This window comes from Pelotomaculum sp. FP (genome assembly GCF_004369245.1).
In the GTDB taxonomy this organism is placed as follows: Bacteria; Bacillota; Desulfotomaculia; order Desulfotomaculales; family Pelotomaculaceae; genus Pelotomaculum_C; species Pelotomaculum_C schinkii.
Map to the genome: position 1 here is coordinate 19,742 of NZ_QFGB01000013.1, position 16,671 is coordinate 36,412.

At 53.8% G+C, this 16,671-nt stretch carries 14 protein-coding genes and 1 pseudogene; 2 read left to right on the forward strand and 13 right to left on the reverse strand.

The genetic code is table 11. The features are described 5' to 3' along the window. Window positions 1-101: 101 nt before the first annotated feature. From Psfp_RS07195 to Psfp_RS22160, 5 genes and pseudogenes are all read right to left on the reverse strand, one after another. The gene (locus Psfp_RS07195) at window positions 102-428 is read right to left on the reverse strand and encodes a hypothetical protein (protein WP_243120522.1); all 327 of its coding nucleotides are present in this window, start codon (window positions 426-428) and stop codon (window positions 102-104) included. 81 nt (window positions 429-509) lie between these two features. After that, entirely contained in the window at window positions 510-1,466 is a 957-nt protein-coding gene (locus Psfp_RS07200) for a DUF3991 and TOPRIM domain-containing protein (protein WP_134217878.1), read from the reverse strand. Between the two features lie 75 nt (window positions 1,467-1,541). Then, window positions 1,542-1,871 carry a hypothetical protein gene (locus Psfp_RS07205; protein WP_134217879.1) on the reverse strand — a complete coding sequence of 110 codons (330 nt, stop codon included), beginning with the start codon at window positions 1,869-1,871 and terminating at the stop codon, window positions 1,542-1,544. Window positions 1,872-1,952: 81 nt separating this feature from the next. Beyond that, window positions 1,953-6,797, reverse strand: a pseudogene (locus Psfp_RS07210) (N-6 DNA methylase); the annotation flags it as partial. A gap of 1,469 nt (window positions 6,798-8,266) precedes the next feature. Further along, complete coding sequence (locus Psfp_RS22160) at window positions 8,267-8,608, reverse strand: TnpV protein (protein WP_348981114.1); 342 nt, start codon at window positions 8,606-8,608, stop codon at window positions 8,267-8,269. Between Psfp_RS22160 and Psfp_RS22165 the strand changes: the two genes are divergently transcribed. Then, on the forward strand, window positions 8,607-8,867 hold the full coding sequence (locus Psfp_RS22165) for a hypothetical protein (protein WP_243120524.1): 261 nt from the start codon (window positions 8,607-8,609) through the stop codon (window positions 8,865-8,867). The two genes, Psfp_RS22160 and Psfp_RS22165, sit on opposite strands and share 2 nt — an antisense overlap. Window positions 8,868-9,459: 592 nt before the next feature. Here the strand turns inward: Psfp_RS22165 and Psfp_RS07215 are convergent. After that, window positions 9,460-9,726 carry a helix-turn-helix domain-containing protein gene (locus tag Psfp_RS07215; protein ID WP_134217881.1) on the reverse strand — a complete coding sequence of 89 codons (267 nt, stop codon included), beginning with the start codon at window positions 9,724-9,726 and terminating at the stop codon, window positions 9,460-9,462. Between the two features lie 128 nt (window positions 9,727-9,854). On the opposite strand from Psfp_RS07215, the gene Psfp_RS07220 reads away from it, so the two are divergent. Continuing rightward, window positions 9,855-10,652 carry a MerR family transcriptional regulator gene (locus Psfp_RS07220; protein WP_192895302.1) on the forward strand — a complete coding sequence of 266 codons (798 nt, stop codon included), beginning with the start codon at window positions 9,855-9,857 and terminating at the stop codon, window positions 10,650-10,652. Window positions 10,653-10,723: 71 nt separating this feature from the next. Here Psfp_RS07220 and Psfp_RS07225 read toward each other — a convergent pair whose 3' ends face one another. The 7 genes from Psfp_RS07225 to Psfp_RS07255 all read right to left on the reverse strand — a co-directional run bounded on the left by Psfp_RS07225 (window position 10,724) and on the right by Psfp_RS07255 (window position 16,626). Further along, window positions 10,724-11,020 carry a hypothetical protein gene (locus tag Psfp_RS07225; RefSeq protein WP_134217883.1) on the reverse strand — a complete coding sequence of 99 codons (297 nt, stop codon included), beginning with the start codon at window positions 11,018-11,020 and terminating at the stop codon, window positions 10,724-10,726. Window positions 11,021-11,034: 14 nt separating this feature from the next. Then, window positions 11,035-11,649, reverse strand: a complete 615-nt coding sequence (locus Psfp_RS07230) for a hypothetical protein (RefSeq protein ID WP_134217884.1) — start codon at window positions 11,647-11,649, stop codon at window positions 11,035-11,037. Window positions 11,650-11,823: 174 nt separating this feature from the next. Next, a complete protein-coding gene (locus Psfp_RS07235; RefSeq protein WP_134217885.1) occupies window positions 11,824-12,237 on the reverse strand; it encodes a prepilin peptidase in 414 nt (137 codons plus the stop codon). A gap of 2 nt (window positions 12,238-12,239) precedes the next feature. Then, the gene (locus Psfp_RS22460) at window positions 12,240-15,380 is read right to left on the reverse strand and encodes a hypothetical protein (protein ID WP_134217886.1); all 3,141 of its coding nucleotides are present in this window, start codon (window positions 15,378-15,380) and stop codon (window positions 12,240-12,242) included. Further along, on the reverse strand, window positions 15,377-15,862 hold the full coding sequence (locus Psfp_RS07245) for a hypothetical protein (protein WP_134217887.1): 486 nt from the start codon (window positions 15,860-15,862) through the stop codon (window positions 15,377-15,379). The genes Psfp_RS22460 and Psfp_RS07245 overlap by 4 nt, the downstream gene beginning before the upstream one ends. 25 nt (window positions 15,863-15,887) lie before the next feature. After that, window positions 15,888-16,304 (reverse strand): DUF4320 family protein, encoded by a 417-nt coding sequence (locus Psfp_RS07250; protein ID WP_243120525.1) that lies wholly within the window; start codon window positions 16,302-16,304, stop codon window positions 15,888-15,890. 112 nt (window positions 16,305-16,416) lie between these two features. Continuing rightward, window positions 16,417-16,626 carry a hypothetical protein gene (locus Psfp_RS07255; protein WP_134217889.1) on the reverse strand — a complete coding sequence of 70 codons (210 nt, stop codon included), beginning with the start codon at window positions 16,624-16,626 and terminating at the stop codon, window positions 16,417-16,419. Between the last annotated feature and the right edge of the window lie 45 nt (window positions 16,627-16,671).

Genomic DNA, 16,671 nt, shown 5'->3' on the forward strand with positions numbered 1-16,671 from the left:
CAAGCTATAACGCATATGTATGCTTGATCATTAGCTCGACAAATTCCTGTTTTATAAATAATTTGAAGTCTAAGATGGCTGACAAATTGGAATTCAGTCTTTTAACTTTTTCTATAATATACAACCAATGTAATTACATTAAGGATAATTGTAACTGCAAGAAGTAATGTGGCGACCAATGCCACCGCATGGGAAGTATCCATAAGTGCTGACCAATCCTCTATCTTTACCAAATGATCGGTATAGAAAATTTGCATACACAATGAGATGGCACAGGTACTGACGCTTGCTACGGAAAAGACAACCCAGTTTCTGCGGTCAGCCTTATTGTGCCGAACGAGATTAACAACAGGAAGTATCCATGCAATTAACCCAAGTACAAGACTTCCTAAATTCAGCCAACCAGCTCCAAACATAACTTTCTCCATTCAAAGAGATTTTCATCGTAAATTGTACAATTCTAACCCTATTATATTTTCTCCAGGTTATGGAATCAATCGGCAATTCCGTTAGAACCTTTCAATTTCCTGCGGCCGTCTTATCCCTAACGACATTTTCAAGCAGTCGTTATAGTCCTTCCCGCGCTGAGGAGGCTCATCGGTAATGGTGCAGGTGGAGGGAAGGAGGGCCTTGATGGTCTCCGCCGCCAGCCTTCCCGGTGCGTCGTTGTCCAGATGCAGGGCGATTTCGGTTATTTGCGGGTAATCCTTGAGGTACTGCGTTAGAGCGGCGGGCGGGGTGCTTTCCCCGATGTTCTTTTTCGGCTTGTAAATGCCCGCCAGGGAGAGGCAGTTTTCCCGCCGCCAATCCCTGCCGGAAAGCAGCTCCAACGTGCCGTAGGATAAAAGGTCGATGGCGCTTTCAAACAGGTGCAGCTTTGTGGATTTAACCCTTGCCGGAACCGAGAAGGAGAATCGCTTGTCGCTGCCGTTGACGTCCCCCGCAAATCGTTTGCCCCAGGTTCCCCGGAGCATCCCGTAGCGGGGAACGCCCTGCAGGTCTAAACCAACGAAGACCGCGTTATGGTAATCCCGGCTCTCATACAGCCGTCCCGTGCGGATGCAGTAATCAATCAAGGTGCTGTGTATGCCGCGCCCTCTAAGATATGCAACCACACGATCATTACTCTTATTTTTCTCCGGCAACAGCAGCTTTCTCGGCTCGGCGGTTTCCCGCGCCTTTGATGGGACAGGTGGAACAACAACTGCCTGCCCGTCTATCCGCATGACCGCCTCGGGGAGCGTCATGCCCCGGACTTTGATGAGATAATCCAGGGCGGAGCGCCCGCCGATGCCGCGGGACCACCAGCACCACTTCCCGTTGGAGATTTTCAGGCTGTCATGGGTACGGGTGGTATAGACGTTGCCGGAAAAGTGCACCAGTTCCTGGGGTTCGTAATGCTGCAAATAAGTCAGCAGATCCATCTGTTTGGCGTGCTTAATCTGGTCCGGGGCCACATAAGGCATAGCGATCACCTCCAAACATGAAAAAGCACCGGACTTTGTCTTCCGATGCTTCTTCAAGGAATTTTTACAATGCGGCTATATTGCGCCGATTTTTTTGAGATAGGAAAAGCCGTCCGTATGCCCGCGAAAATAAAGCTGCATACGCTCCATGTCCTCCATTCGGGTTGCTGTATCTAGGTAGTCCGTAAGAATTTTATGTTCTTTCGCGCTCAGAGCAACCGGCCCCCCGCCCTCCAGGACAGCCGAAATGAAAGGGTGCCGCTCCGTGAGTTCCCCTTTTCTTTGATGGAGCTGGCCATACTCATCATTATTGTGCAGCAAGTCAATGGCGGTGTCGCTGTCAATTTCGGGGAACAGCGCCGCAATCCGCTCCGGCAGGGTCTGAAATATAAAAGGTTCGTTCATCACACGCCTCCTTCCTGGTTTTTTGTTTAACTGTAAGCCTGGGAAAATAGAAAGTCAAAACTGCTAAAGCGTATTCATCTCTTACCGTTCATAGCCCACGGCCTTTTTTTCGGGAATATCCAGGTCCTCGTCCGGTTGGTCGTCCATGATCTCGTTTTCTGCTTTGTCCATATTCAGCAGGATGTTCAGTTCATGCAGCCGCGCGGATTTGCTTTGCAGCTCCTGCTCCTTCTCAAAAGGGGCTTCAATTTCTTTCTTGGCCGTTTCCATTTGTTGGTGGAGGGTTTTTAGCTGTTCCCGGCAATATTCCAGTTCCAATGGTATATCGGCCAGGACGTTGTTGAGCCTGGTGATGTTGCCGTGAACGTCCGCGCCCAAGGCCACCGTATGGCTGAGAGCGCCCTGGAGCGTGATTTGATATTTCTTGTTAAAGACATCGAAAGAAAACAGCATCGGAAATCCCAGATAGCTGCCCATTTGCTGCGGCTCCGGCGAGGTCATCAGATTGCAGGCTTCCAGGATGGCCGCGCCCGCCTTGGCTTTTTCGGGGTAGAAAATGTCTTTGACCGTCATGCCCGCGAATTTGCTTTCCTCGGCCTTCTCCCCGGCGGGTTCCTTTGCACTGTACTTTTCATACCGGGCAATATCCTTCTCGTAGCCCGCAACGCGTTCCTCAGTGGATTTGATCTGGCGGGGGAAGTGTTTGAGCAATCTGTCCTCCAAAGCATAATGTTGGCTTAGATGGTTGGCTTTCAGGAGCTTCAGCTTGGAAACCTGGATGTCTAAATCCATCTTCTCTTTAATGAGCGGGTTGCCCGTCGCCAGCGCCTTGACTTCCGCGTAGGAAAGCGCCGTTTCGTCAATGTCCTCGGCAGAACGCACCGGGGATTTTGAAGTCATGATCTGCGAGATAAAGCGTTGCTTATTCTCCAAAATCTGGTAAAGATAAGCGTCGAAGGTATTTTCCGTTACATAGCGAAAGATGTGTACCTCGTCATTCTTGTTGCCCTGGCGGACAATCCTGCCACTGCGCTGCTCCAGGTCGCGGGGCCGCCAGGGGCAGTCCAGGTCGTGCAACGCGATCAGGCGGTCCTGGACATTGGTGCCCGCACCCATTTTAAAGGTGCTTCCCATAAGGACGCGCACCTGTCCCGTGCGCACCTTGGCAAACAACTCCTTTTTGCGGGTTTCCGTGTTGGCGTCGTGGATAAACGCAATCTCGTCGGCGGGAACGCCGCGGGCCGTGAGCTTTTGGCGCACATCGTCGTAGACGTTGAAATTCCCGTCGTTCTTGGGGGTGGACAGGTCGCAGAAAACAAGCTGGGTCAGCTTTTGGCCGCGGTGGTCCTGCCAGAAGCGGAAGATATTATCCACGCAGGCGTTCACCTTGCTTTCTTCATGGTCGGGCAGCATGGGATTGGCCAACCGCTGGTCAAGGGCCAGCTTGCGGCCGTCGTTGGTGATTTTCAGCATGTTGTCCTCATAGGGCTCCACCATCCGGTTGCGCACCTTTTCAGCGCGCTGGCCAAGCTCGGCCACCATGTCCTGTTGAAACTCGCTGGGCTTGACGGCCACATTGCGGTAGTTGGCCTTAGGTACGGGGAGATCCAGCATATCCGCCGTTTTGATGTCCGCGATTTCCTTGAACATGCTCATGAGTTCAGGCAGGTTGTAGAACCGGGCGAAGCGTGTTTTGGCCCGGTAACCCGTGCCCTCCGGCGCAAGCTCGATGGCGGTCACGGTTTCCCCGAAGGTGGAGGCCCAGCAGTCAAAATGCTGAAGCCCTTGTTGGCGCAGGGCTTCGTATTGCAGATACCGCTGCATGGTGTACATCTCGGTCATGGAGTTGGAAATGGGCGTGCCCGTGGCAAAAACAATGCCGCGGCCTTCCGTCAGTTCGTCCAGGTAGCGGCATTTGGCAAACAAGTCGCTGGACTTCTGGGTCTCGGTTTGGGCCAGGCCCGCCACGTTGCGCATCTTGGTGTAGAGGAACAGATTTTTGTAAAAATCCGCCTCGTCCACGAACAGCCGGTCAACGCCCAGTTCCTCAAAGGTCACGACATCATCCTTGCGGCTGGTGTCGTTGAGCTTTTTCAGCTTCAATTCTAGGTTCTTTTTGGTCTTTTCAAGCTGCTTGATGGCGTAGCGTTCGCCGCGCTCCGCCTTGAGTTCCCGGATGCCGTCGGTAATCTCCCATATTTGCTCCTGCACTTGGCGCTTTTGGCGCTCAGCGGAAATGGGGATTTTCTCGAATTGGCTATGGCCGATGATCACCGCATCGTAGTCGCCGGTGGCGATGCGGGCGCAGAATTTCTTGCGGTTCTTGGTTTCAAAGTCCTTTTTGGTAGCCACCAGGATGTTGGCGCTGGGGTAAAGCTGCAAGAATTCCCCGGCCCATTGCTCCGTCAGGTGGTTGGGCACAACGAACAGGCTTTTGTTGCATAGCCCCAAATGCTTGCCTTCCATCGCGGCGGCGGCCATCTCGTAGGTCTTGCCCGCCCCCACGCAATGGGCCAGCAGGGTATTTCCGCCGTAGAGGATATGGGCCACCGCGTCCACCTGGTGCTGGCGCAAGGTGATTTCCGGGTTCATGCCGGTAAAGCGGATGTGGCTGCCGTCGTATTCGCGGGGCCGGATGGAGTTGAAGCGGTCGTTGTAGATTCTTGTCAGCCGCTCCCGGCGCTGGGGGTCTTTCCATATCCAATCCCGGAACGCTTCCTTGATGGCCTCCTGCTTCTGCTGGGCGATGGCGGTTTCCTTTTTGTTCAAAACCCTTTTCTCGACGTTATTCTCGTAGATGGTGTCGAAAATGCGCACGTCACGCAGGTTGAGGGTATCTTCGATAATCTTGTAGGCATTGACGCGCTTGGTGCCATAGGTGACGTTGGCCTTGATGTTGTCGCTGCAGTCGTCGTTCTTGCCCTTGACGTTCCAGTTGGCGGTATAGCTTGAATAGAAAACATCGATATACTGCCGGTACATGGGCGGCGTTTCCAGCAGTTCAAACATGAAGTTTTTTACCACATCGGGAGGCAGCCAGGTCGCGCCCAAACGCACGTCGATTTCAGAGGCGGACAGGTCTTTGGGCTGCACCGCTTCCAGCGCCTTGATGTTGGAGGCGATCTGCTCCGCAAGGCCGGGCTGCATTTCAGCAAGCCCTCTGGCCAGGCGGAGCTTATTCCGCACATTGCCGGAAAGATATTCATCGGCGGTAACGAAGGGGCAGCGGGTGATATCGAAAAAGGCTTTCGGCACTTGAGCCGGGTCTTGGTCTCCGAGGTTGCGGAAGATCACGCCCTGCAGGTCGTCGGCAAGCTGTTCCTCGGAAAGCCCGGTCAGGCTGTGCATGAAACCTAAGTCTACGCAGGCTTTTTCCGCGATGGAGATGGCCAGGGCTTCGGCGGCGGTGTCCACATGGGCCACGCTGGTACGCTGCCGGATGGTGCGCTTGCTGAACATATCCGCCTTGCGCTCCATCTCGCCGTTTTCGTCCAGCACCTCCAAGGAGCAGAGCAGGCAGTAGGCGCTGTCGTCGGCAAAGGCCATGCTGTTGCCGCGGCTGTTGATCAGGCCGTATTTGGCGGTAAAGGCATAGTACAGCCGGTTCAGCTTGCGTTGCTGCATCCGGATGGTTTCGTCGCTGTAATCCTCGGTCTGGTACTCGATCAGCTCACGAACGCAGTCCCGCAGTTCGATCATGCCCCTGATGCGGCCCTGGGCTGTGACGGAGGTTTCCACCCGGTTCATCCGGCTGTTTTCCCAGAAGTAGATTTCGCCGTCCACCAGGGAATAGCTGAAATTACGGACACTGGGGTCTGCCGGGATGGAGGAGGTATCGGTGTCCTCGCTGATATTGTCCATCTCGTAATCATTAATCTCGGCGTGGATGTTTTCCAACGCCTCCCGGAGAAGCTCGGCAAGGTCGGCGTCCTCATGGGGCAGGCAGGCGGTCTCGGATTCGTTGCCGTACATGCTCTTGTCAAAGACCATCGTGCCCAACACCATGTCCGGGTTGTCGGCAAAATATTGATTGACGGGTACGCTGTCCTCGGTGGTGGAGAGATGCACCCAGTCCGGTTCCACGCCCATCACGCGGTCGCGCTTCTGCAAAAAGAGGATGTCAGTGGTAACCTCGGTTCCGGCGTTGGCAAGGAATGCGTTGTTGGGCAATCTGACCGCTCCTAAAAGCTCGGCCCGCTGCGCGATGTACTTGCGCACCTCGGGGTTTTGCTTATCCATCGTGCCTTTGGACGTGATGAAGGCGATAATTCCGCCGGGCCTTACCTTATCGAGTGTTTTGGCGAAAAAGTAGTCGTGGATGTAAAACTTGTATTTGTCATATTGCTTATCTGCTACGCCATAGCTGCCGAAGGGCACGTTGCCGACAGCCAGGTCGAAAAAGCTGTCGGGCAGGTTGGTTTCCTCGAAGCCCTGCACCGCGATATTGGCCTGCTGATAAAGCTGCTTGGCGATCCGGCCCGTGACGCCGTCCAGCTCCACGCCGTAGAGCTTGGAGTTTTTCATGCTCTCGGGCACTAGGCCAAAGAAGTTGCCGCTGCCGCAGGCGGGCTCCAAGATGTTGCCGGTCTGAAAGCCCATGTTTTCCAAACAGGTGTAGATGGCTTTAATCACGACGGGCGACGTGTAGTGGGCATTGAGGGTGGAGGCCCGTGCGGAATTGTATTCGTCTTCGTCCAGCAGCTCCTTCAGCTCCGCGTATTCCTTCGCCCACTGGGGGTTGTCTTTGTCAAAGACTTGCGGCAGGCCGCCCCAGCCGACGTATTTTGACAGGATCTCCTGTTCTTCCGGCGTGGCCAGCCGGTTTTCTTCCTCCAGTTGGTTGACCAGACGGATGGCCGCGACATTCCAGGCATACTTGGTCTTTTGGCCGCCTACGCCCAGGTTGTCGTCGGTGATCCGGAAATTGACGCGGGGCTGCTTCGGTGGTTCCGGCACAAGGTGCAGGCGGGCTTTGGCAGCCTCGCCGCCCTGGGCCTTCTGCTGCTCCAAAAGGCGGCGCACGAAACCGACGCTCTCCCGGCGGAAGATGGGGAAGCCTACACCGTTTTGGAAGGTGATGTCCCGCAGGCTGACCGTGCCGGTTTCCTCGTCAATCGTGTCAATGGCAAAGCGGCGGCCGTCGATGGACAATTCCAGGCCCGCGGCTATTTCTTTTTCGGCTGGTTGCTTTCCTGTTTCCCCGGCTTGGCCGTCCGGCAACTCCGAGTCAAGTTCCACGGAGGATTTTTCATCTTTACTGCTGTCGCTGTCGAAGGTATTGGTATCCCTTTGGCGGATAACGGTCGTATCATCAGTTTGCCGCGCCCACTCCGGCGCAGCGGGGTCGTCGCCGTGGATGGCCGCCAGGTCGCGGGGTTCCGTCAGATAATCCTGATAGGTCCGCTGGAACATGTCCTCCTGGAGCCATTCCCGAAACTGCGGTAGGGTGGCGTAGGCTTCGTAAAAGTCCGGGTGTTCCTCCCGCATGGAAAGGGCAATCCGGTCAAGGGCCTCGTCCAGCTCCTGCTTGGCGATGTCGGGATCGCTGTCCCGGTCCCGCAGGTAAGGATAAATCTCGTCTGTTCGCACCCTGTCGATAACCTGGGGCAGATATTCCCAGTACAGAGCACGAGGCAGCGGCTTTTCCGTTTTTTCTTCGGCTGGTTGCTCCGGTGCTTCCTCGGCTATTATAAGGTGGTCGTTGAGAGGGTTTTCCCGCAGCATCCGGTCAAAGTCGCTCCGCGCAAGCTCCTTGTTGAAAAGCGGGAAATTCGTGTCTCGGAGATGCACGGAGTTGTTGTCAAAAGTAAAAACCTCGTACTCGTCCGCGCCGATATAGACCGTGCTGCCAAGGGAAAAGGCGTAATGCGCGTTTTCCCGCGACGGCGGCTTTGCTTCGGCAGGGTTGGGCTCCCGGTTCAGGATTTCACGGGCGTAGGCTTCCTCGGCAAGCTGCTGGCGGCGTTCCTCCATCTGCTGCCGGTATGCGGGCAGTTGCTCTTTCTCCTTGTCGCTTAAATAACGTCCAGCGGCAATCAACTCGCCGATTCGCTTCTGCGCCTTCATCCAGGATAGAAGGATTTTTGCCTCCGGCCCGGTGCGCTTTCCCGTGGTAAGAGTGACGCCTTTGGCATCATGCCATTCGTCGATGTCCAGGTCGGGCCGGGCAGGGGCACGCCCGCCGGTGCCGTACTCCTTTTTCAGAAATTCGGCATTTTCTTTGGCGGAGGCGTTTTGTTGGAAGTGGAGATAAATCCGGTACTTGCCGTCCTGCACTCCGCTGCCTTGCTGCAAAACCGTGTCAATGTCTTCCTGGGGAATAGAAAAAGCGGAGGATTTTTCGTCCTCCGCCTGTTCTATGGCCGCTGTTTGCCGTTCCTCGGTTGGCAGCAGGGTTAGCTGTAAATAAGCTCCGTCAGTATGCTTTCCTCCGCCTGGTGCTTGAGGCTGTTCATGTGCCCCGTCCAGCCCAACGGGTCGGTCGCCTTGTCCGGCGCGGGGCTCGTTTTCAGGAGTTGCGCCGTGATCCGCTCGACGCGCTCCCGCGCCGTCCGATCGATCTCCGCCAGGTGGCTGTTCAGGCCCCCGGACAGCATCAGGCTGGCGTACATTCCTTTCCGGTGGCTTTTCAAATATGTCTTGCGCAACATCCCATATTTGCCGATGTGCGTTTGTTCTTCCAGCAGGACTAGGTCGGGCAGCAGATAATCGCCCTGCTGCGTGTAGGTCAGTTCCATGCTCACCGCTCCTTTCATCACTTTGCTTTACGATTTTATTGTGTACCGCGCCTCGACTTTTGGCAAATGTGCGGCTTTGCTTGCGCTCCGCTTTTTGCATGTCCTTGACCGTGGCTTCGATTTCCCGCAGGAGCATTTCCGCTATGTCGCTGGTGGCCGCGCCCAAGCGGGAAACGGTGTCAAGGGTATTGAAATTAAGGACGCTCTGAAAATCCTCAAAGCTCAGGTATTCGTCGGCATTGTAGCCGCAACGGGTTAATAGAATGCAGGCCACGGAGCTTTTCAGGGCGTCTTTAAAAAACACCTCGACGTTCAGGTCGTCCAGTTCTTCCAAAAGGCTGTTTTCCCGGAAGGAAAGGAGTTCGGATAAGTAATCCGTGAAATTGTCGTCCACCGCGTTAGCGGTGGCACTGAGCAGGGTGTGGGGCATGCTGCTTTTTTCGGCTAACTCCCCAAAGGTGTTTTCCAGGGATTCCGTTACGGCTTCGGTATATTTGTCCCGCATTTCCCACAGCGGGACGGGACGGTTGTAGCGGCTGTTGGTGTCGCTTACGTCAAACACATGGCGGAGCCTTAAGCGGCTGCCGCTGTCGTCGATGAGGGCGATGCCCTTCGCGCCTTTGTTCACCCATCCTCCCAGTTTCCCGTTCCACACTTCAATGGGAGCGCAGGCCGTTGCGTCGGGCCGCTGGGCGTAAATCAAAAGCTGGTCTTGAAAGGGATATTTGTAGCTCCAGGCCGCGGTTTTCATGAAGGAAATCCAGTTGGCATGGCTTCTGGTGAGGCTGCGGGCCGTCCTTTCGGAAAGCTCGGTGATCAGTTGCAGCTTGGTCGCCAATCTGCATCCCTCCTTATTTTAAGGTATATTGGTTGGACAGCCTGCCGCCGTCCTCGGAGTACCGGGGAACAATGCCGATCATGTCCAACTGTCGCAAGCGGTTCAGATTGCGGCTGGTGGCCGAACGGGACAGGCCCACGCTTTTGCCAAGGCTTTTGATAGATATGACCGCGCTGTGATGGCGGCCTCCCGCCATGTCTAGCAGGTAGCAGTAGAGGAGCTTGGCCGACGCGGGGGCGTGGAGGCCCACGCACAGCTTGTATCTTGTCAGATCGTTCATGCTTTCACCCCTCCTTGTCGGATGGATAGATAATTTTATAAAAATATGAAAGCGCGCTTGACTTTGCCCTAACTGGAAGCCGTATACTCCAATCAGAACATGTTCAAATGCCACCGGGTGGTGATTTTATGCTCACAATCGGAGAATTCTCCAGAATCAGCAGAGTGTCTGCCAAGACGCTCCGCTATTACGACCAGATCGGGCTGCTCAAGCCCGGATTTGTCAGCCAGGACTCCGGCTACCGCTATTACGAGGTCTCTCAGCTTCGGGACATGCTGCTGATTTCGAGGCTGAAGCGGTATCGGTTTTCTTTGCCTGAGATTTCCGCTGTTCTTGCCGCAAGGGACAACGGTCGTCTAGCCGAACTCCTGAAAGCCAAAAAAGAGGAGTTCCTGCGGCAAATTGAGAACCAGCGGCACCTCCTGCTGCAAATGGAGCAGGACATTGAGAAAATAGAAAGGTGTGAGAATATCATGCAAGCGAATTATTTGGTGAAAACCGTGGAAACGCAGCCCAAGACCATCTATTCCCTGAGACGAAAAATGAGTGTTCGGGATTTTGCGGAAGCCTTTGGCGCGTTATGCGCCGGTTTGGAAAAGAGTCGGCTGAAACCTGCCGGACCGTTCCTGTCCGTCTACCATGACGAGGAATTCAATCATGAATGCACGGATATTGAAGTCGGGGTGGAGGTGTCGGGCGGCAGCGGTGAGCAGGTGCGAACGCTTGCTCTGGGACTTTGCTGCTTTGCCACCCATATCGGCCCCTATGACGATTTCACTCCGTGCTACACGGCGCTGATGGAATGGATTGAAAGAGAAGGGTACACCGTTTCCGGGCCGCCCTTTGAGTTGTATGTTAAAGGCTGCGACGACAATGTTCCCCCCAGTGAATATGTAACCGAAATTTATTTTCCCATCAAAAAGTAATTGCCCGGGATAGCAAAGGCAGGGGAACTTACGGAATCTCCCTGCCTTTGTCTTTACAAGGGATATCCCACTTATCGTTCCGGCTCGCGCCGTTTTTTTATCTGCTGCTCCGGTTTTTCCTCGGTGTCCCTTTGGGGCTGGAGGGAGCGCAAATACTCGATTTCCTCCAGGGCGCGCTTGCATAAATCCTCCACGGCGGCCAGCCGGTCCCCCAGGTAATGCCCCCAAAAGTATTCCTTCTCGCCCTTTCTGCATTTCCAGGTGACAAACTGCGCGGGCGCTTTCTCACTGTGCCCGATGACGAATTCCGCGTTGCCCACGGTCAGCCGGTCGGTAATGACATACCCGGCGTTGATCTCTTTTTCCATATCCTTAAAGCCTCCTAACGCTCCGGTACTTGTTTTTTGTGCTTGGCCTGTTGCCCGGCCAGTATCTGTTTTAGCTGTTCTTTCGCCCAATCGGGCATATATTCGGGTTTCAGAACGCCCAGGATGTCCTCCCGATTCCAGCGGGATTCCTTGCCGGAATAGAGATTGACGGTGTAGACCGCCCGGCCCCTGGCATTGGCATGAGTGCCAAAACCGCCCACAGCCAGCACAAGCTGTTTGTCGGCGGTGCGGTATTCGGGACGCAGGCGCTCCGTCCTAATGACCACCACCTTGTTTTCAATGCTTTGTCCGTAATCGTTTGATGTGCAATGTTCCGGTGTGAAGGGCGAAAGCGGGACGGTAATTTTATCCCGTTCAGCCTTAACCGCCTCAAGCTGCGCCCGTACCCGGTCGGTAAACTCGGTAATCATTTCCAGATAGTCCGCGCTTCCCACGATGTTAAAATAGTGGTCGATGCCCAACGGGTTATCCCAGGTGCAGTCGCACACCATGTATGGACAGTCGGTTTTCCCGTCGTCAACCGCAAAAAGGATTTCTCTATCACCAACATGGATGGCTTGTGTTACCTCGTAGGTATCCACCATGCGTTTTTCTTCAGCCATTTTCATGCTCACGCTCCTTTGCGGACAGCGGAAAAGGGACGGCTATTCGCCCCTATGCCGCATGTCCGTTATTTCTCTTTCCGCTTGAGGCGCAAGTATACTGTGCCACCTACAATCACCAGGCAGAGCACGACAGCTAAAACCGTCTTCAACTCCACAAAAACACCTCCTTGTATTCAATCAGCAGGTTAGTCCGTAGATAAAAAGAATACCGGCATACATAAAAAAGCCGATGCACAAAAAGACGGCCAACGGTACGCTCCTTTGCCGGGTCGCCGCCGCATAGACGCAGGCGGGGGGCAGGGCAAAAAAGAGGATGGCCGCCAGCGCGTTCAGGCCAAAACAAAAGCCCGCCGCCGCCGTCAACTTGATGTCGCCCCCGCCCACGCCGCCGTATCTCATGGCGAGAAGCAGCAGGCAAAGCCCCGGCAGGAGCAATCCCGCGATTCGTTCATACAGGGCAGGGAACGGCAGCAGAAAAGCGGATGCGATCCCGATCAGCCAAATGGCAATCCATGTCCAGTCGGGAATAATCCGCTTCCTGTAATCCATAACGGCCGCCCATAAGAGGGGGATGGCACAAAGCAGCAGCACCACTACCAGTCACCCGTGGTCACATCATCGGAATACATGCTGTCCACCACATGGATTTTAAGGTTCCCGCCTGTAATCCATCGGGATAAGGTTCCACCCGGCGTATGCACATCGGTGACACAAAGCTGCACGATGTAATCCTTATCGTCGGGGAACCATACCGGAATGTACTGCTTCCGGTATTTGAAGGGAGATGCGGGATTCTCCCGGAAAATAAATTGACCGCCTTCTCTGATAAGAGGAATGGCGGTTTCATAGTGGTATTCAGGAAGATAAACCTCCGCCGTCTGCGGCTCTGTAATTAGCTCCGGTTTATCGTAATTGGTGCTGACAGATGTGGTAACCTTGATGGAATAGCCGTAGCCGGATTTCAGATAGCCCTTGCCTTTGGTGTCATAATCCAGTGTGGCGGTTGCCATCAGCTCGGCGTAAAATTCACGCCATACAAACCGTCCGTTTTCATACCGCTGTTCCCACCACGTCACCCTGGGCTGCTCATTCCTTTTCGGTGGATCGGGCAGTGTGCGGCTTTCCTGTGGCTCCCCGTAAGTCACATTCTGGATGACCGCCTTTTGGGCATAGATGTTGTTGTCCGCGCTGCTTTCATTGTCCAGGGTTTGGTCGGGATTGATGATGGCGATCAGGGTAATGTCCTTGTTAGCCTGTACATTGGGCGTATCCCAACGCAGGGATACTACATTCCAGGTGTCTTTTTCCATCACGATAGCGTCCATGCGTTTTGAAACGGACAGTTCGGGAATCTGGAACAGCACTATGACATTTTCCCCCGGTGTAAAATCGAGGCTGCCACGGTTGCCAACCTTGACGGTGGTAACAACCGCCTGATTCTCTTTATATCTGTCCGGCGTTATCCGCTGCACATCCAGGTCATAGGGACGTTCCAGCACCATGATCTCAGCTGAAACCTGATTGTTGCTCAAATTGGTATCCATATAGCCGTTGGGGGGCAATACCTGCGCCGTTATTTGAATAGGAACGCCCTTTGGCCCTGCGGTGCTGTTCACAAGGTAGGCTTTCTTTTCATACGGTTTGAAATTGGTTGTCGCAGGTACGGCGGGAACCGTCTTGCCGTTGACGGTCACATTCAGGCGCACATCGAACAATGCTATGTCGGTGGAGTTGGCAAAGTACACCGTAAAGCTATAGCTTTCCAGTTCGTACACAGTCGGCGGTGAGGATAAGTTTACCCATACATCGCAAAGCCTGTAAATGGGTGTGTCCGGTTCATCGGGATTATCGGGTTTGTCAGGTTCGTCAGGATTGTCAGGGTTATCCGGCGTGTTAGGATTGTCGGGAATGTCAGGGTTGTCGGGACTATCGGGAACATCCGGCTTTTTAACTACGGTGATACTGGAAACGGCGGTGTTGTTGACGGGGTTTTCATCAATGAAGCCTTCCGGAGCTTCCACATTGGCCCACAGTCGGTAAATCTCGCCTGCGCTGCCGGCTGTGCCGGTGATAGTGTAGGTTTTGGTTTCCTGCGGCGCGAAGCTCGTTGTTTTCGGAATTTGCGGCAGTACATTTTCATTGTTTTTTCCTTGTATGAGCGCCGCCTTGACTGGAACATCGGAATGATTGTCAAAGCTCACAGTAAAGCTGTAAGCCTCGTGTTCATAGACGGTGGGTGGGGCCATAATATTGGCCGACAGGTCGCAAGGTTCTTTTTTATCAGGCGGTTGCTCCGGGGGATTTCCGGGCTCGTCGGGTGTATCCGGCGTATCCGGCTTGCCAGGTGTGTCATTGTTGCCGGGCGTTGGCTCCGGCGCGGGATCAACCACCTTGATGACCGCCGTGGCCGTGTTGTTGGCAAGGTTTCCGTCGATAAAGCCCTCCGGTACGCCGATATGCGCCCAAAGGTGGATTTCACCAGCGGCGGTGTCCGCGCTGCGCTTCACTTCATAGGCTTTACTTGTATTCGGAGGAAAGTCCTGCGTGACCGGTATTTCCTCAATGGCAACTTCATCCACCATACCTTCCAATGGCACATCATAGGCCGAACTGCTTCCACTGTTCATATATAGAACGGCGAAAGAGTAATCCGCCCCACGGTTTACTGTGGCAGGGGCGCGGATGGTAACCGACAGGTCATTTCCCTCCTGAGCTTTGAATTTGAAAAAGAAATCGGCGGCAGGGATTTGATAGTGGATTTTCTGTGTGATCTCCACCTGTGTTTTGCTTTCACCGTCGGTAAACTCTTTCGTTTCCGGGGTGTAATCCCATTCCAGCCCCATGTATTGAAAGTTGCGGGATAGTTTGATGTCATCTTTATGGAAGGTGACGGAGGTGGTCTGATAAGGGTAGAGCAGCTCCGTCACGCCCTTGTCCTGTGCCGTGAGCTTCCCGTAAACCTCCTGCTTGTTCTCGTCACACCAGGTCGCCTCCACGTCAATTTTAGCCGGAGCCTGATAGGTGATTTCCGCGTTCCGCATGGTTTCAAAGGCAATCAAGGTTTTTGGCGTCCAGCCGAAGCCTCCGGTCAGAGAGTCAAAATCCGTGTTTGTGTCATAGCTGCCGTAAACTTCGCCCGTTGAGATATTATGAATTTCCACCACAAGGCTACCCTTTAGGGTATAGGTTCCCCCGTCAAGGCGTCCTATCCATCCGGCGATGCGTTCGTTTTCATGGTCCGCCACGGTGTTGGCATTTACAAGGTCAATGCGCTGCGGTTCCGGGAAAGACTTCACCAGCATATCGCCCTCATAAATATCAGTAATCAGCATACCGACGGTACGGTATCGGGTTTCATAGGTGGCGCGTACTTGAAACACCACATTGGCCGTGACGGTGAGAACAGCGTCCTCATCCGTCTTGGCCGTGACGGTATAGGGGCCGCAAAATTCTTTGCTTTCTATGGTCAAAGTATAGTTCGGCGATATCATCCGGCTTTCGCCGCCGTATCCCAGCTCTATATCTGTCAGTGTTCCGGTTGATGCCGTGATGCTTATGGGAATTTCAGCCGGAAATTGCTCCACGGCCACCACGCCGCTTTCATTTGTCAGGCTGTTAATGGGGGAAGCTACAAGGATTTCAATATCGCTGGCTGTCGCAGCGAATGTCCTGACGGAAAAAAGCAGGCAGCACAGGATAAAAAGGGGCACGGCAAGGAAAATTTTTCGTTTCATTCGGAACCTCCTTCCTTGGTTTGTGTATTGACGCTGGATATGCTGAAGGGAAGCCGCACTTCCCCGGTCAGAAAGCTGAAAATACTGCGGGTTCTAAGCGCCCCGTCCACCGTCAGCCGGGGCGGAGTTTCAGTCGCATGGATACTTTCGATTTCCAGTTCATATACCCACTCGTCACCGGCATATTTGTTCAGCCCCAAATCCAGCGCCATGCTTTCGTGCAGGTATTCGTACAGCCTTTCTTCCGCAACCGCCGTATTCAGCAAGGCGTAGCCGTCCCTGCGGTACTCGTCGCGCATGGCATACTCCACAGCGCTGTTCACGCCCCGTTGGAGTACATATTCCACTTGCTGATACAAGCTTTCCATGCGGAAATACTCGATCAGGATGGCGGACAGGGTCAGGATGAAAAAGACGAGAATGATGATAAACACAAAGGTATCGCCTTTGCGGTTTCGCAGTATCCGTTTGATTAGGGCCACAACCTTCGCCTCCTTTCCGGCGCTCTCATTCCGGGAGCTTCCAATATTTTTCGGACATGCCGGTAATGCTGACTTTCATTGGAATTTGAATTTCCACCGGAGGCGCAAAGGATGGAGTCAAGACCGTAAAGGGATAGCTGTAGCGCATGGTAATGGTGAAGTTATCCCGCAACTGGATTTTCTGATCCTCGCAATACTCCACATCCTCAACGGCCATCTCCGGTGAAATGCCGGTCTGCTGCTTGAGCCTGTAGAAAACATCATAGGCCCGGTCGGATACCTGCCCTTCCAGTTCCACCACCCTTACAACGCGGCGGCAGACGTGGTTCAGATTAAGATAGGTGGTAAAGATGCTTAAAAAGCTCATAACCGTGACCATGAGGGTAAGGACTACCAGGGTTTTAAGCATCAAATCAAAATAACTGCTGCCCTTCTTACTCATAAGCAGCTTTGGAAAAAGCAAAGGGGGAGAAAATCTCCCCCGTATGCCCCGGTGACTGCTGTCCATGGGTTTTGCACCTCCCGCGTTTGCGGATATGCCTTTTAGTCACATATCAGCTTAATAGACCGGTAATTTTGCTGACGATGCTGTTCCAAATCTGCGTTATGGAGCCCTGATATAGGGTCATAAAGATCGCACCCACCACCACGACGATAAGCACGACGATGAGCCAGCCGGTCATCTGGTCGCCGGACGGATTGGCCAGTACATTTTTGGCTTTAACAGCGACTGCCAGCACTTTGTTTTTTACTGTTTTCAACATAAATACATACCTCCGTAAATTTGAATTTGGTTTCATGGAAAAGGA